Source organism: Fictibacillus sp. 7GRE50, from assembly GCF_015903875.1.
GTDB classification, from domain to species: domain Bacteria; phylum Bacillota; class Bacilli; order Bacillales; family Fictibacillaceae; genus Fictibacillus; species Fictibacillus phosphorivorans.
In genome coordinates, this window is record NZ_JACZDW010000002.1 from 379637 (window position 1) to 399101 (window position 19465).

The following is a 19465-nucleotide window of genomic DNA, read 5'->3' on the forward strand; positions in this document are numbered from 1 at the left end:
AACTTGCAAAGAAGAAAGGAATGGATCAATAGCAACATATTAAGATAACAACAAAAAGTAACAGGTTTTATGAGAGAAAAAAATCCGCTGCTTCTTAAAGAAACAACGGATCGATTACTTTTTACTGAACAACCTCATACAAACTCTTCGATGCACCTTCTACAAATGGACATGGTTTCCCTGAGTAAAAAACTGTTAATTCATGCATCGCTCGAGTACAAACCGTGTAAAACAATTTACGTTCTCGTTCAATTTGATAACCAGATGCATCAAAGATCGTTACTGCGTCAAACTCGATTCCTTTGGCTAAATAGGATGGGATGACGATTACTCCTTTTTGAAAAGAAGCATCCTCATCAATCATGAGCCGCACATCTAGATTAACTTTCAGCTTCTCATAAACTGCCTTGCTCTCTTTAGCCGAACGACAGATCACCGCTATCGTTTCATGGCCTTTGTTCAACCAATTCCCAACAAGATCCTTCACCTGATCAAGATGATCTTCTTCACGTTCTACTGCTGCAATAACGGGTTTTTCACCTGAACGATTAAACGGAATAATCTCGCTTCCGTCTTTCAATAGACTTTTCGTAAACTCTACAATTTCTTTTGTAGAGCGATAACTTCTCTGCAAAGTAATCGTTTCAGGATTCTTCTTGTTTAATAAGTTTTTGAGCATACTGAACGTTTCATCTGACGCATGCGCGTAAATCGATTGGTTCAAGTCACCTAGTATCGTTAGATTTGCTCTTGGGAAAATACGCTGAATGAAAGCAAACTGAAACGGCGAGAAATCTTGTGCTTCATCAATAAAAACATGACGTACTGCTGCATTCGATTGAAAACCTACTAATAGCTCTTTTACATATAATAGTGGAGTGGCATCTTCATTCGCTAAATGGTTTTGTTTCAAGTTAAACAACGTTTGATTGCAGATTTCGTTCCAAGTGTTCACGTCCTCCATCAATCGTTTATTCTTCTGAAACAACTTAGCATATAAGCTCTTTATATCAATAAACGAAAACTGTTCGATGCTCTCTCTAAGTGATTTAAAGGCGATTCGTGTCACATATGCCGAAAGCACTTTTTGTTCACTTGCAAGATCGTTGAATGAGTCAGCTCCATATTTATTGCGTTCCTCTAACTTCTCATATAGCCTTGTATAAACATTTTTATCAAGAAGCTGTATCTCTTTTTCAACCCATGGTTTCTTGCGTTCTCTTCGTTCTATTTTCTTCAGCTCTTCTAAAATCCATGCCACCGTCTTTTTCATTCGATAAGGGACGGTTTCTTTCTGATCGAGAGAATAGAAGTATTCACTGATCTGTTTAGCACGAATCACGATACGGTCTCGAAATTTCACATTTAAAAATTGAATGCCCGATGTACTTAACTTCTCAGCATAGCGATGGATCGCTTTTAAAAATTCAACTGATGCTTTAAACTGTATCGCTTCTACACGCTTTGAATCTTCTCGTTCAGATAAGAGCTCCTCCATCTGCTCAAAAGGTGTTTCTATCGAGTAGTCTCCTCCTAAGTGATGGTCCACATAAGCATGAAACGTGGTTTGTTCCATGTTTTCTTCACCAAGTTCTGGCAATACGTTTGCTACATAGCTGTTAAACATATTGTTTGGTGAAAATAAAACAACATGGTGCGACTGAATCGTTTCTCGATCTCGGTATAACAGAAATGCTACACGCTGAAGAGCCGCTGATGTCTTACCACATCCTGCTGCACCTTGAACAACAAGTAAATCACTTGCTGTATTTCGTATGATAGCATTTTGTTCTTTTTGAATTGTCGCCACAATGCTTTTCATTTGTGTATTCGCTTGGTTTCCTAATACGTGCTGTAACAATTCGTCCCCGATCGCTTCTCCCGTATCAAACATTCCTGTTATATGAGCATTCTTAATCATAAATTGTCTTTTTAGTTCTAACTTTCCTTCAATGGTACCACTCGGTGCACGAAAATCAGCTTCGCCAAGAGAGTGATCATAATACAGACTCGATATCGGCGCACGCCAATCATGAACAAGAAACGTACTTGAAGGTTCATCGTAATAAGATGCTATTCCAATATAAACTTGTTCTGTTTCCTCTTCACCGTCTTCTTTAAAATCAATTCGACCAAAGTAAGGGGAGCTTTTTAATTTTTCATAAGTTTTAAGTCGCGCTTCTGCAGAAGTGTGACTTCTTTCAATCTCAGATAATAACTCTGACTGCTGTTTGATGCTAGCTGCCGTTTCAATCGCATCGTCGGCATCTTCTAGGTTAACTGTCACATCAGACCAAAAATTCTTTCGGATTTGAACAACATCTGCCTTCTTTCCTCCGAGATGATCTTGAAGTTTATCTGTTGCATCAGAAAGTTTATGAATGACTTGATCTACACGCTTTTGTTCATTTCGTTGTTCCTGATCCCATGTTGTCATCCGATTTCCCCCTACAAAAAAATTTATTAGTTAATCGTTGACACACGTTCCTGTTTTATCGTATAATAAAATTAGGAACAATTATAATTAAAATTAATGAGTTAGTGCGTCTTTTCTATAATAGCACATTTCTGTATATAAAGTACATATATAAAAACAGTGAATCCCTAAAAGGTTTTCACTGTTTTTTTGTTCAAAAAAACTATGCTTGTTTAGCTGTTTGATTTTCGATGACTCTTTTCATCGCATGCATTTGTCCGAGGTGATACGTTTCGTGAAAAACAGTGAAATTCACAAGCTCACCAAAAGTAGTAAAATTGAATACTGGTTTCTCTAGCTTTTCAAACAAGCGTTCTTCTGGCATCTCTTTTACACGCACTAACTGTTCTTCTAACTGCTGTTTGAGTTCTTTAAGTGTAGGAACTTCACCTTTCCAATCTGCAGGACTTGTACCTCTATTAAATAGCTCAACATAGTGCGTAGGTAGATTAGCAGAATGTTCCGGGAAACCGAACATAAAGTATTCCGCCGTCGTGAGGACGTGTCCAATGTGCCAGCGGATATTATTATTGAACCCATGGGGTTGGATATCTGCTGCAGACTCATCCATACCATCCAATTGCTTCAGAAAGAAACTTCTCGCTAGTTCAAAGTTTTGAATTGTTAATTGATTCATAATAAACCTCCTTAGAATTTGCTCTTTCACCATTCATCATACGTATACACTCACTTCAAAACAAACGTTTTGCTATTTGTTTTATCGGTAATTATCGTGAATAGGATTGAACAGATCTTCCTCTGTCTTGCGTACAACTGAAAAATGATCGACATTATAGTGGCCATGCAGAACTTTATTGTGATGGCTTACGATCTGCTCTGCTTTTAACACTTCTGAATCTGAAGTAGAGTGACCATCTTCAACAAGGGTGACATCGAAGCCAGAGACAGTTGCGAATCTTACAGCAGTATCGATGCAATGTTCTGTTTTGCAACCCATTAGAACAAGATGGCCGATATTTTCATCTTTTAGATAACTTAATAAAGGTGTGTTGTAAAAGGCATTCGTTGCTTTTTTATCAAAAACTTCAGCATCCTCTGGTATATTAATGACAGAATGAACCTCAAAGCCTGGTCCCCTTCCCTCAGAGACATCTAAGTCTCTAACAAAAACAATCGAAGCTTCGGCTTTCTTCGCTTTTTCAATTACATTATTTATGTTTTGAAGCAATCCCTCTTTGTTATAAACTCCCTGCTCACTCTCATTCCCCTCGATCAGTTCTTGCTGTGCATCAATAACCAATAAAGCATGTTTCAAATGATCCGCTCCTTTTTCCTTTTATCCCATTAATACTTCTTCTAAAACAACTAAAATCCTTGCAACTCAATTATTTATTTCGTTTAATGGTTAATACTAACAAAGAAGGAATTTTTTATAGTTGCGAAAAACAGGATATTATCTAATAATAGTAAGGTTCAACAAGTGAGTTATTTAGGAGGAAAGAAAAATGAAGTACATCATCTTTCTGGCTGGAGTGGCAGCAGTTTTCTTGTTAGCCTTTCTTGTCAGCAATGATCGCAAAAAGATCAAATACAAGCCGATCTTGGTTATGCTTGGGTTACAGCTTGTCCTTACATACTTTCTATTAAATACAGGCGTTGGCCTTGTCATTATAAAAGGTATCTCAAAACTGTTCGAAAAGTTGTTAAGTTATGCAGGTGCAGGGGTTGAATTCGTGTTCGGCGGCCTCGCAAATGAAGCTGCGATGCCTTTTTTCTTAACTGTTTTATTGCCGATCGTCTTTATTTCTGTATTAATAGGAATCGCACAGCACTTTAGAATTCTTCCATTCATCATCAAATGGATCGGTTTTGCGCTAAGTAAGGTAAACGGCTTAGGAAGACTGGAGTCTTACAACGCAGTGGCTTCTGCTGTTTTTGGACAATCAGAAGTATTTATCTCTGTAAAAAAATTATTAGGTCATCTACCAAAGCATCGCCTATATACGCTTTGTACTTCTGCCATGTCAACTGTATCCGCTTCTATCCTAGGAGCATACATGGCTATGATCGATCCAAAATACGTTGTAACAGCACTCGTACTCAACTTATTTGGCGGATTCATCATCGCAAACATCATCAATCCTTATGAAGTAACTGAAGATGATGACATCATCGAAATTGAAGAAGAAAAGCAAACCTTTTTCGAGATGCTTGGTGAGTACATCATGGACGGCTTTAAAGTAGCTGTAATTGTCGGTGCCATGCTTCTTGGATTTGTAGCATTAATCGCGTTAATCAACGATGTGTTTGATATGATTTTCGGGATTACGTTCCAAACGATGCTCGGATATGTATTTGCTCCCGTTGCATTTTTAGTTGGTATCCCTTGGGCAGAAGCTGTCTCTGCAGGTACAATCATGGCAACCAAACTTGTTTCGAATGAATTTGTAGCTATGATCGATCTAGCAAAATACGCGAAAGACATGTCTGATCGAACGGTCGGGATCGTCTCTGTCTTTCTTGTTTCATTCGCCAATTTCTCTTCTATCGGTATCATTACGGGAGCTGTTAAAGGGCTGCACGAAGAACAAGGTAATACCGTTGCTCGTTTTGGATTAAAACTTCTATACGGTGCAACTTTAGTAAGTATCTTATCTGCTGCAATTGCGGGTCTGTTTCTATAAGGAAATTCAAAAAAAGAAGCCGTCGGCTTCTTTTTTTGTATCCAAATATAAAAAACAGCTGTCTCTTTAAGAGACAGCAATATCAACTATTATTGAACTTCTTTAGCAAATTGACCTGGGATCAACTTTAATTTTTCGTGAACTGAATTCAACTTTTCTTCAAAGCCTGTGAACAACTCATCAGCTTCAGTTGCTTTAGCTTCATCTTCTAAGCCAGCTACACGAGCTTCATAAGATTTTTTAAGCTCTTCAAGAGAACCTTTTACAGCTTCTTGGTTTTCTTTTGAAAGATCTGATGGTACTTCAATGGATGGAATCTCTGCAACTGCTTTTTCACCGCTTGCTTTTGCATCTGCTTTTAATTTATCAAGCTCTGCTTGCGGAAGTGCTTCTTCGCCTTCTTTTTCAAGACCTGCAGCGTATGCGTTGAATGGAGCATGGTATCCACGAAGCTGGTTCATAAGATCACCTTCAAAGTTAAGAAGTGTGATTTTTTCAGCATTTCCATCTTCTTTCTTTTCTGCAGCCGCTGGCTTAGCCTCTTCTTTTGGTTTCTCTTCTTCCTTGCTGCAACCTACGCTAAGCGCAAGTACAGCAGCCGCTGTTACCGCTAAAAACTTTTTCATCGAGAAAGCCCCCTATATATTTCTATTTTTTGGAACTTTCTCATTTTAATACTTTTTCTTACTATTGTAAATTAAAATGTATCCGTTTTCTTATAAAGGGTTAAAAATAATCCTGAAGCCTTAATATGATTGAATTATCTAACTATTCTTGTAATTAACATTCTTATTTCTTTTAATATAAAAGTTATCTTTCTATACTAATCGTGATTCTTTAACCTTTTTCTCATGATGTAATAGCCATTCCTTTCTCCATAAGCCTCCCGCATAACCTGTTAGGCTTCCGCTTGAACCTATTATTCGATGACAAGGAACCACAATACTTAACTTGTTCTTGCCATTGGCATTCCCTACCGCCCGAACCGCTTTTTCTTTTTGAAGCGTGATGGCAATATCTCGATAAGAGGCGGTTTCTGCGAACGGAATACCAATTAGTGAATTCCAGACTGTTTGTTGAAAAGGAGTACCGCTATATTGGAATGGAAACGTAAAAGTTTGCCTTACACCTTGAAAGTATTCTATAAGTTGATTTCTGCAGTCGAGTAGAACTGCAGAAATCTCCTCTTGGTTCTCAAGCGCCTTCTCTTTTTCTAAGAAAAGAATGGACTGAACGACGTCTTCGGTTCCTAAAATCTCGATAACGCCTATAGGAGAATCTAACTCTACTTTATAGTGCTTACTCATATAACGACCTCCATAAATAAAAAGTGGCGTATGCTTCCCATCCACTCCAATTTTCCGCATGTTTCTTTAATTCATTCTTTGTTGGCTTTTGCTGCCATTCTAACTGTTTCATCACGGCATTCTGCAGCCCTACGTCAGCGACTGGAAAAGCATCGGGCTTTAGTAAGCATTTCATCAACACATAATCTGCTGTCCAAGGTCCGATCCCTCTGAGGGAGATAAGTTGTTTAGCAGGATCTTCAGAAGATCTCAGTTTTTCCTTTGACAGACGACCTTCCACTATTTCTTTTGCTATACCAATCACATATTCCGCTTTTCGCGTTGTAAATTGGAGATTTCTTAAATCATCAACCTGGAGATCTGCGATGATTTCAGGAGATGGGTATGCCCAGTATTCATTCTCATGAAGGACTAGCTTTTTCCCAAAGTTCTCAACCAACCTCTTCTTCAAAGTATAGGCAAAAGTCAAGTTAATCTGCTGTCCCATGATTGCCCAAGTCAATGCTTCAAAAAGATCAGGAATACCAATCATACGTAAACCATAATAGCGTTCTATGAGCGGCTGTAATAGGCTGTCTTCTGAAACAGCTTCATAAAATGATGAAAGATCCTGATTCAAGTCAAACCAATTCCTTATATATTCAACGACCGTATCCATGTTAGGTGGCTCCCTATCTGGGAACTCGATGATAAGAACGTGATCTTTGTAGCTGATCTTGATTAAGACCAGTTCAGCATTCACAATTATTAACTTATAAATATATTTATCATGTATGTGGTGAAGAACTTCTACTGGTGATCTCTCAAGAAAAACAAGGCATTCGCTATAGGAGAATTCCGGTGGCAATTCTATCTCCAATGTTCCATCTAATTCTTCAGTCCATCTCATGATTCGTAACCTTAGCTTCTCTGGACTTTCGGTAGTCACTTGGTGAGCAATTCTTATACGTGCGAAACGTTTTGTAAAAGTTAGATGGACTCTGAAATCCTGATTCGTAGCATATCTCCAGGCTGGTTTTTGAAGTGTTACTTAACAGATAAGCCGCTTTATCTATTCGAATGTTCTCCACATATTCTCGGGGCGTAACATTCAATTCTTCTTTAAATAATCGTTCGAGATAAAATGAACTCACTCCAGAATGTTCGGCTACATCTTGTAGAAGAATTCTTTTTTGATGATTGTTTACTAAGAAACTTGTAGCTTTTCTAATCAGATTTATTTGTGGACAATGTTCGATCTCTGGCTGACATCTTTTACACGCTCGATAGCCTGCTTCCTCACATTGAGAAATTGAGTCATAAAATACTACGTTTTTCTTTTTAGGTTTTCGCGAACGACAAGATGGACGGCAATAAATCTTTGTTGTTTTTACTGCTGTATAAAAAAGGCCATCATATGACCTGTTACATTCCATAATTTTATCCCACATCTCATCAAAAGACATTTGTATCGTACCCACAGACCACACCTCCATCAATCATCTTTTTATTATTTTAACCATTTTAACTGAGCAAATCGTCCTCAATCTTGCTGTTATGGTCCTATAATTGAAACGCTAAACCCAGAACCAAAGTATTAAAAAAGAGTGACGATTAGCCACTCTCATTCGAACCCGTATTTATTTAATGGCTGCCATTCTATCATTCTTATTTGATCCACTCTTAGTCTTATATTGATAATAGATGACTGTTGCAATGACGAAAGATGTAATACCAAACCCTATGACCATTTTATGAAATCCAATTGTGTCTAGGAACAAGCCTGTTAGCAGCATCAAAACCTGGAATATAATATTATCAACCATTCCTTTAATAGAGAAAAATCTGCCGTGATAGTCTGATGGGACATCTGTCTGGAAAATGGTAGTAACAACAGGAAACAGCGTTCCAGCAGCAAGACCAAACAATCCGAAAGAAAGAACCGACATGATTGGATGATCTGCTAAAAACAAAGATGTGTGTGCAGCAGCGATAACAAAGGTAATGGCGAACATATAGCTTAACTTCGGATTATCTCTAAAGAATTTCTTTGATAAAAATGTTCCAATGAATACACAAACGCCTTCAGTCGTATAAAGAATTCCTTTAATACCGGCATTATCCTGCAACTCACTGATCTCAATCACCATTAAGTTAAATCCAGATAAAAATAGGTAAGCAGGAATTAATAAAAAGATACCATACACAACTTTACGTTCGTTCTTTATAATGGGATACAATTCCCCAAGCGTTCTGAAGAAATTATCCTTTCTACCTGAGGAATCTGCTTTCTTAGGCTGTTCCTCCACATCTAAAAAGAAAGTAGATATAAGAAGGATTACATATGAAATAAGAGTAACCGTGTACAAAGAAAATAGCGACATGCCAACTAGCATCACTCCGCCGAGTGCAGTACCTACGATCCTTGATGCCGTAAAGATGTTCATGTTGACACCATTGGCATCTAAAAGTTCTTCTTTTTTTACGATTAAGGGCAACATGGTTTGCATAGCAGGCTGAGAAAACGTTCCAGATATACCGATAACAAGCGTATAAACGACCATCCACCAAACATTGTTATAAGCGATTGCCAAATACATAAAGAAGATAGCCGCACATCGAGCAAATCCAGCGTAGATCAGTATCTTTTTCTTATTGCTGCGATCAATGATTCGACCCGCCATCGGTGCAAGAAAGATTCCTACTAGGAACCCAGCCAAGATAATTAGTGCCTGTAGAAAAGATGATTCAACATTCATCTGTAAAAATTCAAGATTCCCAATAATACCTACCCATAGACCTGTGCTAGATACAGCAAGTCCAAACATCAAAATTAAAAAATTCCGGTTTCTCCACATGTTCCCTTTCCCCTCTCAGTTATACCGAAACTGTGTCACTATATTGATTAAAAAATACTTAACAAAGTAAAATAGACTCACTATTCAGTATACAGTATTTAGAAAACATGCAGGAGATATAAATCTTCATTTTTTTCTTATTTTTACACTCTGTTATAATGACTAAAGTAGAAGTTTGAAAGGGGTACACTATGAAACAATTAATCCTTGCTGAAAAGCCGAGTGTGGCACGTGATCTTGCTCGTGTTCTTGGCTGCAAGCAACAGAATAAAAGTTATATTGAGGGACCGAAACACATCGTTACTTGGGCACTTGGTCATTTAGTTGAGTTAAAGATGCCAGAAGACTATGACAAGCAATATAAACAATGGCGCTTGGAAGACCTTCCGATTATTCCAAACCATATGGGACTAAAAGTAATCCGACAAGTTAGTCACCAGTTTCGTGCAGTTGAACAACTTTCTAAACGAAAAGACATTAGTGAGCTTGTAATCGCAACAGATGCTGGGCGTGAAGGCGAACTTGTGGCTCGCTGGATCATGGAAAAAGTGAGATGGCAAAAACCTGTGAAACGATTATGGATTTCATCTCAAACGGATAAAGCGATTCGTGATGGATTCAATCAACTCAAACCGGCTAAGCAGTATGACAACCTTTATCAATCTGCTGTTTGCCGCTCTGAGGCAGACTGGTTGATCGGACTAAACGTAACAAGAGCGTTAACAACAAAGTACAACGATCCGCTTTCTGCAGGTCGAGTGCAGACGCCAACACTTGCGATGATCCTAGACCGCGAGCAAGAGATCAACGCGTTCCAACCGAAGGATTTTTGGACGATTGATGCGACGATTGGTATGTTAAAAGCGTCTTGGGAACATAACGGTGAGAAGCGTCTTTTTGAAGAGAAAAAAGCGAACGACATCGTAAGCAAAGTAAAGGGACAGCAAGCAACAGTCTCTTCACTTCAAAAGAAAGAAAAAACAGAAGCACATCCGATGCCTTATGATCTTACTGAGTTACAGCGTGATGCCAATCGTCGTTTCGGTTTCTCTGCTAAGAAGACCTCTTCTGTACTACAAAAACTTTATGAACAATACAAGCTCGTTACGTATCCAAGAACAGATTCCCGCTACTTAACAAAAGATATGGAAAATACGATGTATGATCGTCTTCAAGGGATGTCTTCAGGTTATCGTGAAGAAGTGCAGCCCTTGCTTAAGCACAAAGGAAACGTAGTAGCTAAGAAAGTATTTAACGATTCAAAAGTAACGGATCACCATGCGATTATACCGACAGATGAACCATTGCACTTAGGTGATCTCGATAACGATGAACGCAAATTATATGACATGATTGCGCGTCGCTTCCTTGCTCTTTTTTACCCTGTGTATCGATCGGAAACGTTGACCGCTACATTAAACGTTGCAGGTGAAACATTTATGGCCCGTGAAACGCTAGTCCTTGATCCAGGGTTTAAAGTGCTGTCAGGTAAAGAAGAAGAAAGCCCGCGTGCACTTGCCAATCTAAAAGAAGGGCAAACCCTTTCTGTTAAAGATGTGAATGCGGAGAAAAAGCTCACTGAGCCACCTTCCCGTTTTACTGAGGCCGACCTTTTATCTCGTATGGAAAAATACAGTCTAGGTACACCTGCAACACGAGCTGATATCATTGAAAGACTTCTAGGATCTGAAGTACTTGATCGTAAAAACAATAAGCTTCATCCTACTCCAAAAGGAAAACAGTTGATCGATCTTGTAAATGATGAGCTGAAGTCACCTGAACTGACGGCTAAATGGGAGCAAGAACTTGAAGCCATAGCACGTGGTAAAGGAAATCCAAAAGAGTTTTTAGAGAACATCCGTAAACAAACAAAACAGCTTGTAATGGAGATCAAGACGAGCTCGCAGGAATATCGCGCACATAACCTTACAGGTTCAAAATGTCCTGAATGCGGCAAGTTGTTGAAAGAAGTTAAAGGGCGGGACGGCAAGGTGCTTGTCTGCTCTGATCGTGAGTGTTCATATCGCCGACGTAAAGACCCTAAACTATCGAACCGACGCTGTCCTCAATGTCACAAAAAGATGGAACTGCATAACGGAAAGGCTGGGACTTATTTTCAGTGTAAACCATGTAATGTAGTGGAAAAAGCAGAAGACAAGAAAAAGAAGGTTACAAAGCGAGAAGAACGCCAGCTTCTTAAGAAATATAGTAACAACAAAGAAGATGAAGGCTTTGGAAACAGTCTAGCAGATGCTCTAAAAGCAGCGATGAAAGATAAAAAATAGACGAAAAGCTAACTTCCGAGAACCAAAACTAGCATGATATTGCAGTTTTGACTCGTGAAGTTAGCTTTCTTTAATTAGAGTAAATTGGATTTGTACGCTTTAAACGTTAATCTGTCCGATTGCATAACGAATCTGTCTGATTAGAGTGTTAATCTGTCCAATTGAACGAGTAATCTGTCCATTTGAACGAGTAATCTGTCCAATTCGAGCATTTATCTGTCCGATTGAACAGTTAATCTGTCCAATCTCAAAGGAGCTCTTCTTACTTACCCTTATATGTGGCAGAAGCTTCTAAGTCACAACCGCATCTAACTAAATTTATTGCCCAGCTTCTACACCGATTTTCTTCATCTGCTTCTCATGTGCTTTACCATGAGCTCTGTTTCGATCTTCTTCTACCTCACGAGATACCTTAACTCCTTCTGCAACCTTCGCTGCCCCGATCTGTTGCAGACCGTTTTGATCTTTTTGATAGACAAAGGAAGCACGCGTTGAGATAGCAGCACCTGGTGAAGTGACAAACGGAACGACTTTATAATCTGTTCGCCATTCTTCTGGTGTAACCGTACATCGTACATACCCACGGTAATCATTGAAGAATTTAATATGAGGATTCAATCCTAGTATTTTATCAGTATCAGAACGTTTATCAGCACCATTTCCACCCGAGGTGATGGATGTACCTACAAATTCAGCTCCAATTACATTAGATGATGAATCATTGTAATCCACTTTCAGGTCACACGCCCAGCTTGCATGTACATCGCCTGTCAGTACAATAATATTATTTAAATTCTTTGATTGTATAAAATTTGTGATACGTTCACGGGATGCCGTATACCCGTCCCATGCATCCATACTCAGCCTAGGCGCCTCAGCTGTCCCATAGTTTCTTTGTGCAAAGAATACTTGCTGAGCTAGAACATTCCAATGCGCTTTAGAGTTCCCTAAGTTTTGAAGCAACCATCGTTCCTGTTCTATTCCTGTTAACGTTCGATTCGGATCTTGAGATTCAGGAGTAGGCGGCTTACTTCCGTCTCCATTTGCTTGATCATCACGATATTGTCGTGTATCCATAACGTTGAACATTGCCAAGTTTCCATAAGTGAAGTCTCGATAGAGCAGCATGTCAGCTCCGTGTGGTAAAGAAGATTGACGAAGTGGCATGTGCTCGTAATACGCTTGATAACCCGCAGCACGTCGTTTGACAAACGCTTCAACAGACTGTCCTTTTTCGGGAATCATGTTTGCATAGTTGTTCTCTACTTCATGATCATCCCATGTTACGACCCAAGGGAATGCTGCATGAGCTGCCTTCAAATTACCATCTGAACGATACTGCGCATGTCTGTTTCGATAGTCTTCGAGTGTCATGATCTCAGGACCGCTATGTGTTCGAACATTGCCAGACGGTGATACATATTCATTCGGTCCGTACTCGTATATGTAGTCACCTAAGTGAACAACAAAATCTAGCTCTTCTTCTGACATATGCTGATAGGCTGTAAAGAAACCATGTTCATATTGCTGACAAGATGCAAATGCAAAAGTCATACTTTTCACATTCGCACCTTTTCTAGGAAGTGTCTTCGTTCTTCCTACAGGGCTGTACTCATATCCACTTTTGAATCGGTAGTAGTATACGTGGTTTGGCTTAAGCCCATCTACTTCAACGTGGACAGAGTGCGCGAGATTAGGACGCGCTAGCTCCGTTCCCTTTTGCACAACCTTTTTAAATCGTTCATCTTCTGCGATCTCCCATTTTACAGGTACAGCTTGATTTGGCATTCCTCCGCCATTCAATGGATCTGGTGCTAATCTTGTCCATAAAACAACGCCGTCTGCTAACGGGTCACCTGAAGCTACACCTAGCGTAAACGGATAATTTCTAAATTTTGGTGCCGCATTCACTTCGTAGCTGCCTAGCGACTGAGCAATTGTGAGTCCCAGTGAAATTCCTGCAATTTTCCCGGCACCCGATAGAAAAGTTCTGCGATTCAGTTTGTTTTTTTTTAAGCTGTCTTCCGTAAGCTTCTTAATCCATTCATCCATCGGTCTTTCATCCATGCTTGATGCAACCCCTTTTAAATGAATTTAGTACAACGTTCATTATAGAGAGGAAATGTTAAGAAACTATTTTTTTATGTAAACGTATAAAGGACTACACATAGGAACAACTTACTAATCTTAATAATGCAATGAAAGAGACGAACTGTTGCATTAGTTATTAATCACAATTCGCTAAAATACCTTATGCTTCTTATGTCCTGTTCTTCTTTATTAAATCTTTACTTCATAAACATAATCTATGATATTTTATCTTGATTAAAAGGAATTGGTGATGGCAAAATGGCACTCAGACGGAGAAAGAAAAAGAAGTCCAACAATGAAACATACACATGGGTAGACTTAATTATTGATCTTGTATTAGTAATTCCTGAGCTTATTTTTTGGCTGATTCGACTGCTTGGAAGAAGTGTTTTTAGGCTGTTTGACGGAATTTAAAAAGACTGGACTCTCTTTTCGAGTTCAGTCTTTTCCATTCAGAACCTTAAGCTCTAAATTATTCCGTTTTTCGTAAAGTGATAGAAACGGTTGTTCCTTTCCCTGGGTAACTTTCTACTTTTAGATGGCCTTTATGCTCTGTAATAATTTTATTACTAACCGTAAGGCCGAGGCCAATTCCTTTTTCCTTATTTGTAAAGAAAGGGACGCCAATGCTCTTTAATCTTTCTTCTTCAATTCCAATCCCATTATCTACAAAGATAAGTTTAATTTTCTGATCCGTCGTTTCTTCAATGGCTATCGTGAGAATTCCGCCATCATTCATAGCTTCGATCGCATTTTTAATCACGTTGATAAAAACTTGTTTAATCTGGTTCTTTTCACAAGAGACAAAGAGATCTCTCTCTTTAAATAATAGACGAATTTCTACATTGTACAAATTAGCTTCAGACGTTAGTAACATTACAGTGTCTTGCAGAAGTTGAATTATGTTCACATTCTTCATATATTGAGTAGCGTCTGGTTTTGCTAATGCCATAAACTCATTCACGATAGATTCAATCCGATGAAGTTCCTCACAAATTACTTCATTGTATAAATAGAGTTTGTTTTGATCGATCTCACTATTTTTCATTAAAGAAAACAGTCCTTTAATGGATGTGAGTGGATTTCTGATTTCATGAGCAACACCTGCTGCTAGTTCTCCCAATACGGCAAGTTTTTCACTATTTCGTATATATTCATCTGCTTTTTTCTTTTCCGTAATATCTCTAGAGATAAATACGAGACCTTCTATGTCCCCTTCATCAGACACCATCGGCATGCCCTTCCCCTCTAATAAAACAGGATGACCTGAAGCATGTACCTTGCGATAAACAAGAGGTAGCGGATTTTCCAATGCGGCAACTAATTTAATATATTTCTCTACACTCTCATGATCCTCCAAATGAACACAATTCAATGCGCTCGTACCGAGGAGTGAGCTTGGTTCGATTCCTAGTACATTTTTATAAGATCGTGAGGCATATAAATAGTCTCCATTCATGTCAACTGAGCAGATTAAATCATTGCTATGATCCAAGATAATCTTATGTTTAAATTCATTCTTTCTTAAGGCAGCTTCTGCTTCTTTTCTCTTTGTAATATCTCGAGAAGCTACAATCGCAGAGAGGTTGTCTTTATGACTAATAGGGGTCCCTTTAGACTCTAGCCAAATATAACTCCCATCTTTTTTCAAGTATCTATACTCAATCGAAAGAGGTATTTCCTTCATGATCATTCGAGTAAACTCTTGAATCACACGGTCTCTATCTTCAGGATGAACAAGGTTAAATGGAGTGGTACCTATCGCTTCACTTTGAGTGTGACCAGTTACCCAAAAATAGGACGGTGTCAAATAGGTGAAGATCCCCTCATGACTAACAATTCCAATAATATCTATCATGTTTTCAGTTATAAGCTTTAAATGATCAAGCGTTTCTTTCTTTTCAAGATGCTGCTGTGTTAAATTTCGAATAATTATTTGTGTGGCGTGTGATGTAAACATTAGGGGAAATCCGATGACTTCTAATTGAATAGAATTACCTTTTTGGGTGATCCATGTTTGTTCACTTGGCTTAGGGGCAATACCTTTGTCGCATGTTTGAATTCTTTCCTCCACTAAATGATGCAACTCATTTGGGAGGTTATTCCATATCGGCTGACCGATTATTTCTTCTTCCGCTTCTAATATCTTTCTTGCTGCGGGATTTACATATACCCAAGTTCGATCTTTCTGGATAAGAAAAGGTGTTTCAGAATGTTCAAATTGATTGGCGTATGTTTTCATTTGATTAATGAAAAGGCTGTCTCCTAATACTTGACCATCTGAAGTTTCCATACCCACCCTCCATTAAAAACGTTAATCAAAACGTTTCGTTCATGATTACCTAAATTATAAACACATGTCCTTTTACAAATAAAGATATTTTTTAAAAAATATTCTTACTATAAAATGATTAATTTTTTCTTTTAGTTAATTATAGATAGTTGTTTTTGATCATATATGAATTTAGTTTCATAAAAAGTATGGAATGCCTGTTTCAAAGCAGTTTTTCGATCCGGAGCTGTATGAGAGGACATGATAATATGTTCTTGTTTGTAATAGAGCATACTTACCACTACAGTTGTTTTGTTGGTATAGAGAAATAGATCAACATCCATTATTTCATTACCTGTTATCACACGAATAAAGCGATATTGCGGTGTTCTTACCATATCCCTCAGCCCCCTTTTAATCTTTCATCCCCTTTTACTTTTGTATTAAAAGTTTAGTTATTTAAATAGTAAATAATCACTATAAATTTGTCAATATATTCTGTCAATTTAAGTCGATTTCCTGGGAAATTAGAATGATAAAGAAAAAAGACGGGAAATCCCGTCTTAATTTCTGTTAGGTGGCTTTTCATAATCAGGCGAAGTTTGTCCACCAGCTCCTGTAGTGTCTTTATCTTTAATCCCGTTAGTCGTATTATGTTTTGAAGATGAGGATAAGGAAACTAATTTAAATCCTGTTCTAGAAAGTGGTTCTTCTAATAATCTTTCTATATTTTGCGATGCTTGGATTGTTGTTTCATCGTATTCTAGTTGAATAGTAATAGTTTTCAAAGTAATCTCCTCCTTTACCTTCATTTGTTCCCTGCATAAAAATAATAAACAAGAAAAGAGACCATCTGTTAACGATGGTCTCTTAAAACTTAAGCTTCTTTTTCAACTAAGTTGTGCTCTAATTCTTTGGATGAAGAAGAGGTTTCGTCATCCTGATTAAGCCTTTTCGTAATTTCGATTTTTTTAACTTGATGTCCATCAATCTCAATCACCTTGAAATCATATTCATCATACGATATGACCTGATTTTCTTGTATTTCTGAGTTCTGTGAAAGGACCCAGCCACCAATCGTATCAAGTTCACTATCATCAATTTCAAATCCATAAATGTCGTTCACTTCTGCGATCAATACTTTACCGTCAAAGTGCTTAACATTTGGACTGACTGCATGAATCATTGGTGATTCATCGTCATCAAATTCATCACGTATTTCACCAACAAGCTCTTCCAAAATATCTTCAATGGTAACAATACCTGCTGTTCCACCATATTCATCAACTAAAACTGCCATATGAAAGCCTTTTTTCTGCAGCTTTAATAGTGTTTCTTTGATCGGTGTGTTTTCAAATACGCTCAATGTTGGTCTAATGTAATGTTCAAGAGGGTATTCTTTTCCTTTAATCAAGTCAAAAAATACTTCTTTCGCATTCACCATACCAAGAACATTATCTTTATCTTCCCCTACAACAGGGTAACGTGTATATTTTTCTTCTGCAATTATATTAATATTTTCTGCAACGGTATTATCTTCATAAAGACAAACCATTTCAGTACGAGGGACCATGATCTCTTTTGCAGTTCTGTCGTCAAATTCGAATACCTTTTCTACATAACTGAACTCAGATTTGTTGATTTCACCACTTTTGTAGCTCTCACTTAGAATTAAACGTAGTTCTTCCTCGGTGTGTGCCATATCATGCTCTGACGCTGGTTTTAATCCAAACATTCTTACTAAAAGCTGCGCACTTCCGTTCAAGAACCAAATGAATGGATACATAACTCTGTAGAATCCAATCAATGCAGGTGATAACAATAAGCTGATTGTTTCAGCTTTTTGAATAGCTACTGTTTTTGGTGCAAGCTCACCAAGAACAACGTGTAAAAAAGTAATGGATGCAAAAGCAATTGCAAATGATAATGTATGAACAATCGCCGGGCTTAAATCCATTTTTTCAAATACTGGACCGAGAATTGCTTCTACCGTAGGCTCACCTAACCAACCTAAACCTAATGCTGTAATTGTAATACCTAACTGACAGGCAGAGAGTGATCCATCAAGGTTTGAAATAACCTTTTGTGCTGCAATCGCTCGTTTGTTGCCTTCTTCAGCTAATTGGTCAATTCTTGATTTACGAATCTTAACAATCGCAAATTCTGCTGCTACGAAAAAAGCGGTTAGTAGAATAAGTACGGCTACTGCAAGTAATTTCAATAAGGTCAAACTGTCCAAAAAGACTCCTTATACCCCAAGTTACTGGAATATAAGTTGTCACCTCCTAAGTGTTATAAATTTTTATAATCAAGAAAAAGTATATCATATAATTGAAGAACTTACTTAATAAAACAACTTACTTGTATTTTACATTTACTTTTGTGATCCATAATACCCTTTCCCATCATTCTGAAATTTCTACTGTGTCTAAGTCTTCTTCTTTTTTTAACACAAGTTTATTTTCTTTTTCATCATAATAATAAATCTTCATTCCATGCTCCGAACCAGTTTCTTCAAAGTTGGAGTACAGTCCAAAATACCCGTTACCTAATGGAACAAGATTATTCTCTACATTTGTTGTAATAACAGGATAATCTTCATTCTCTTCGCTACCACCATTATTGATAGATCCGATTACAAATAATAACAAGATTCCTAATACAATCAATGTCCTACGAATGCTGCGCAATTCAGAAGCTGTATCTGAATACATAAAAATCACTCCGTTTTTTATATTCTTTTCCTGTTAATTATCACATATTAACAAAGAGAAATGATACTAAATATGGGAGACTTACCCATTTTTAAGTGGTATTCTATAAATGAGAAAACACTGATTTAAAATGCAGCAAAGAAAGGATGAACATCAAATGGATTTTGTACTGGATCATAAATGGGTATTTCTAATTCTGGCAGAAACCGTATTTTGGGTTTCTACATTATCTTTTTTAGTGGTACGTTATTGGTTCAATCTAAAGAAATTAAGCATTGCATTCTTCGTTCTTTTTCTCTTAAATGACCTATGGATTGCTGCGATGGGATATTTCGATTATTTAAGAACAGGAGAATTCTCTACATATCAAATCATAATTCTGGTTGTCATAGCTTATGCCTTTTTGTATGGGAAAAGCGATTTTCAGAAGTTGGATCGCTTTATTCAGCGAAAGGTCGCAAAATGGCGTGGATTGCCTGAACCCGAACAGCTCGATTCAAAACCACTGTATGGGATGCAACACGCGAAGCAAGAAAGACGAAATCTTTATAAGCACATTTTTTTATTCAGCACGGTACAAGGTGTTTTTTGGCTAGTATTTGGACTATCAGATGCCGTATCATCCATACACCTAGACACTTTTTTAAAAGATTGGTATGACACAACAGACACAGATCTGTTCTACAAAAACGATACTGCTAATAATGTCACACGTATTTGGGCTCTGATACTTGCGATTGATGTAGTCGTATCGTTGTCCTATACGGTTGCTCCAAAAAAAGAAAAGAAAGCAACGCGTGCCGCTTAACCTAAAAGAGCTTGGGATATTATCATCCCA

The 19465-nt window shown here is 37.8% G+C and carries 18 protein-coding genes; 4 read left to right on the forward strand and 14 right to left on the reverse strand.

The features are described 5' to 3' along the window. Window positions 1-121: 121 nt before the first annotated feature. From helD to IHV12_RS09120, 3 genes are all read right to left on the reverse strand, one after another. Window positions 122-2437 (reverse strand): RNA polymerase recycling motor HelD, encoded by a 2316-nt coding sequence (gene helD / locus IHV12_RS09110; RefSeq protein ID WP_197190657.1) that lies wholly within the window; start codon window positions 2435-2437, stop codon window positions 122-124. A gap of 202 nt (window positions 2438-2639) precedes the next feature. Continuing rightward, window positions 2640-3113: a DinB family protein gene (locus tag IHV12_RS09115; protein WP_197190658.1), complete on the reverse strand. Its 474-nt coding sequence runs from the start codon at window positions 3111-3113 to the stop codon at window positions 2640-2642. Between the two features lie 81 nt (window positions 3114-3194). Next, window positions 3195-3752 (reverse strand): cysteine hydrolase family protein, encoded by a 558-nt coding sequence (locus IHV12_RS09120; protein ID WP_197190659.1) that lies wholly within the window; start codon window positions 3750-3752, stop codon window positions 3195-3197. Between the two features lie 190 nt (window positions 3753-3942). Between IHV12_RS09120 and IHV12_RS09125 the strand changes: the two genes are divergently transcribed. Continuing rightward, complete coding sequence (locus tag IHV12_RS09125) at window positions 3943-5121, forward strand: NupC/NupG family nucleoside CNT transporter (protein ID WP_197127101.1); 1179 nt, start codon at window positions 3943-3945, stop codon at window positions 5119-5121. Between the two features lie 89 nt (window positions 5122-5210). Here IHV12_RS09125 and IHV12_RS09130 read toward each other — a convergent pair whose 3' ends face one another. From IHV12_RS09130 to IHV12_RS09150, 5 genes are all read right to left on the reverse strand, one after another. Next, the gene (locus IHV12_RS09130) at window positions 5211-5747 is read right to left on the reverse strand and encodes a hypothetical protein (protein WP_197127100.1); all 537 of its coding nucleotides are present in this window, start codon (window positions 5745-5747) and stop codon (window positions 5211-5213) included. A gap of 192 nt (window positions 5748-5939) precedes the next feature. After that, window positions 5940-6428 (reverse strand): methylated-DNA--[protein]-cysteine S-methyltransferase, encoded by a 489-nt coding sequence (locus IHV12_RS09135; RefSeq protein WP_197127099.1) that lies wholly within the window; start codon window positions 6426-6428, stop codon window positions 5940-5942. After that, window positions 6421-7317, reverse strand: coding sequence for a DNA-3-methyladenine glycosylase family protein (locus IHV12_RS09140; RefSeq protein ID WP_197127098.1), 897 nt, complete (start codon window positions 7315-7317; stop codon window positions 6421-6423). Before IHV12_RS09140 ends, IHV12_RS09135 begins: the two co-directional genes overlap by 8 nt. Beyond that, the gene (locus tag IHV12_RS09145) at window positions 7304-7858 is read right to left on the reverse strand and encodes a bifunctional transcriptional activator/DNA repair enzyme AdaA (protein WP_197128160.1); all 555 of its coding nucleotides are present in this window, start codon (window positions 7856-7858) and stop codon (window positions 7304-7306) included. Before IHV12_RS09145 ends, IHV12_RS09140 begins: the two co-directional genes overlap by 14 nt. 189 nt (window positions 7859-8047) lie before the next feature. Then, a complete protein-coding gene (locus IHV12_RS09150) occupies window positions 8048-9265 on the reverse strand; it encodes an MFS transporter (RefSeq protein WP_197190660.1) in 1218 nt (405 codons plus the stop codon). A 191-nt stretch (window positions 9266-9456) separates the two neighbouring features. Between IHV12_RS09150 and IHV12_RS09155 the strand changes: the two genes are divergently transcribed. Continuing rightward, a complete protein-coding gene (locus IHV12_RS09155) occupies window positions 9457-11550 on the forward strand; it encodes a DNA topoisomerase III (RefSeq protein WP_197190661.1) in 2094 nt (697 codons plus the stop codon). A 318-nt stretch (window positions 11551-11868) separates the two neighbouring features. Here the strand turns inward: IHV12_RS09155 and IHV12_RS09160 are convergent, their stop codons facing one another. Beyond that, window positions 11869-13617 (reverse strand): alkaline phosphatase D family protein, encoded by a 1749-nt coding sequence (locus IHV12_RS09160; protein WP_197127095.1) that lies wholly within the window; start codon window positions 13615-13617, stop codon window positions 11869-11871. A 282-nt stretch (window positions 13618-13899) separates the two neighbouring features. On the opposite strand from IHV12_RS09160, the gene IHV12_RS09165 reads away from it, so the two are divergent. Further along, window positions 13900-14055, forward strand: coding sequence for a hypothetical protein (locus IHV12_RS09165; RefSeq protein ID WP_197127094.1), 156 nt, complete (start codon window positions 13900-13902; stop codon window positions 14053-14055). Between the two features lie 58 nt (window positions 14056-14113). Here IHV12_RS09165 and IHV12_RS09170 read toward each other — a convergent pair whose 3' ends face one another. The 5 genes from IHV12_RS09170 to IHV12_RS09190 all read right to left on the reverse strand — a co-directional run bounded on the left by IHV12_RS09170 (window position 14114) and on the right by IHV12_RS09190 (window position 18627). Continuing rightward, window positions 14114-15934 carry a PAS domain S-box protein gene (locus IHV12_RS09170; protein ID WP_197127093.1) on the reverse strand — a complete coding sequence of 607 codons (1821 nt, stop codon included), beginning with the start codon at window positions 15932-15934 and terminating at the stop codon, window positions 14114-14116. A gap of 131 nt (window positions 15935-16065) precedes the next feature. Then, the gene (locus tag IHV12_RS09175) at window positions 16066-16311 is read right to left on the reverse strand and encodes a hypothetical protein (protein ID WP_197127092.1); all 246 of its coding nucleotides are present in this window, start codon (window positions 16309-16311) and stop codon (window positions 16066-16068) included. Window positions 16312-16476: 165 nt separating this feature from the next. Beyond that, window positions 16477-16701 carry a hypothetical protein gene (locus IHV12_RS09180; RefSeq protein WP_197190662.1) on the reverse strand — a complete coding sequence of 75 codons (225 nt, stop codon included), beginning with the start codon at window positions 16699-16701 and terminating at the stop codon, window positions 16477-16479. 89 nt (window positions 16702-16790) lie between these two features. Next, window positions 16791-18143, reverse strand: a complete 1353-nt coding sequence (locus tag IHV12_RS09185) for a hemolysin family protein (protein ID WP_197128159.1) — start codon at window positions 18141-18143, stop codon at window positions 16791-16793. A gap of 175 nt (window positions 18144-18318) precedes the next feature. Further along, on the reverse strand, window positions 18319-18627 hold the full coding sequence (locus tag IHV12_RS09190; protein WP_197190663.1) for a hypothetical protein: 309 nt from the start codon (window positions 18625-18627) through the stop codon (window positions 18319-18321). A 157-nt stretch (window positions 18628-18784) separates the two neighbouring features. Between IHV12_RS09190 and IHV12_RS09195 the strand changes: the two genes are divergently transcribed. Continuing rightward, complete coding sequence (locus IHV12_RS09195; protein WP_197190664.1) at window positions 18785-19435, forward strand: hypothetical protein; 651 nt, start codon at window positions 18785-18787, stop codon at window positions 19433-19435. Window positions 19436-19465: the final 30 nt, after the last annotated feature.

Excerpts from the sequence above, each read along its gene's own strand:
- helD (WP_197190657.1), bottom strand. The coding sequence starts at position 2,437 with ATGACAACATGGGATCAGGAACAACGAAATGAACAAAAGCGTGTAGAT.
- IHV12_RS09115 (WP_197190658.1), bottom strand. The coding sequence starts at position 3,113 with ATGAATCAATTAACAATTCAAAACTTTGAACTAGCGAGAAGTTTCTTT.
- IHV12_RS09125 (WP_197127101.1), top strand. The coding sequence starts at position 3,943 with ATGAAGTACATCATCTTTCTGGCTGGAGTGGCAGCAGTTTTCTTGTTA.
- IHV12_RS09130 (WP_197127100.1), bottom strand. The coding sequence starts at position 5,747 with ATGAAAAAGTTTTTAGCGGTAACAGCGGCTGCTGTACTTGCGCTTAGC.
- IHV12_RS09135 (WP_197127099.1), bottom strand. The coding sequence starts at position 6,428 with ATGAGTAAGCACTATAAAGTAGAGTTAGATTCTCCTATAGGCGTTATC.
- IHV12_RS09140 (WP_197127098.1), bottom strand. The coding sequence starts at position 7,317 with ATGAGATGGACTGAAGAATTAGATGGAACATTGGAGATAGAATTGCCA.
- IHV12_RS09145 (WP_197128160.1), bottom strand. The coding sequence starts at position 7,858 with ATGTGGGATAAAATTATGGAATGTAACAGGTCATATGATGGCCTTTTT.
- IHV12_RS09150 (WP_197190660.1), bottom strand. The coding sequence starts at position 9,265 with ATGTGGAGAAACCGGAATTTTTTAATTTTGATGTTTGGACTTGCTGTA.
- IHV12_RS09155 (WP_197190661.1), top strand. The coding sequence starts at position 9,457 with ATGAAACAATTAATCCTTGCTGAAAAGCCGAGTGTGGCACGTGATCTT.
- IHV12_RS09160 (WP_197127095.1), bottom strand. The coding sequence starts at position 13,617 with ATGGATGAAAGACCGATGGATGAATGGATTAAGAAGCTTACGGAAGAC.
- IHV12_RS09165 (WP_197127094.1), top strand. The coding sequence starts at position 13,900 with ATGGCACTCAGACGGAGAAAGAAAAAGAAGTCCAACAATGAAACATAC.
- IHV12_RS09170 (WP_197127093.1), bottom strand. The coding sequence starts at position 15,934 with ATGGAAACTTCAGATGGTCAAGTATTAGGAGACAGCCTTTTCATTAAT.
- IHV12_RS09175 (WP_197127092.1), bottom strand. The coding sequence starts at position 16,311 with ATGGTAAGAACACCGCAATATCGCTTTATTCGTGTGATAACAGGTAAT.
- IHV12_RS09190 (WP_197190663.1), bottom strand. The coding sequence starts at position 18,627 with ATGTATTCAGATACAGCTTCTGAATTGCGCAGCATTCGTAGGACATTG.
- IHV12_RS09195 (WP_197190664.1), top strand. The coding sequence starts at position 18,785 with ATGGATTTTGTACTGGATCATAAATGGGTATTTCTAATTCTGGCAGAA.